Source organism: Secundilactobacillus silagincola (assembly GCF_002583405.1).
In the GTDB taxonomy this organism is placed as follows: domain Bacteria; phylum Bacillota; class Bacilli; order Lactobacillales; family Lactobacillaceae; genus Secundilactobacillus; species Secundilactobacillus silagincola.
This window is the reverse complement of record NZ_BCMJ01000038.1, coordinates 1-322: the sequence shown is the minus strand read 5'-3', so window position 1 is coordinate 322 and position 322 is coordinate 1. Positions and strand designations below refer to the sequence as shown.

Genomic DNA, 322 nt, shown 5'->3' with positions numbered 1-322 from the left:
GATCACGGTTAGCCAAAATAATGACGGTGATTACAGCGCAACTGTTGCCGACAAGACGGTGAGTGTTAGCCGGACGGCTAGCGTGGATGAAAATGGACAGGTTGTATATACCGACTGGACAGTTGATGGTGGCACTGGGAGTGAATTAGTGCCTGAATTAACCGCCGCAGCAACTGCTGTTAAAGGTTTCCAGAATACGGTAGATAACGGTGGTGCTTACAGCAGTGCAGACTTCAAGGCGGTTACAGATGCCGGCAAACCAGGTGATGAGGGTTATACCACTACGGTCACCCGGACGGTTCACTACACGAAGAACCAGGCT

The 322-nt window shown here is 50.9% G+C and carries 1 protein-coding gene; it reads left to right on the top strand.

What is annotated here, in order from left to right; genetic code table 11:
* The coding region (locus tag CES82_RS12575) for a hypothetical protein (protein WP_180245746.1) at nucleotides 1-322 on the top strand (322 nt) is incomplete at both ends.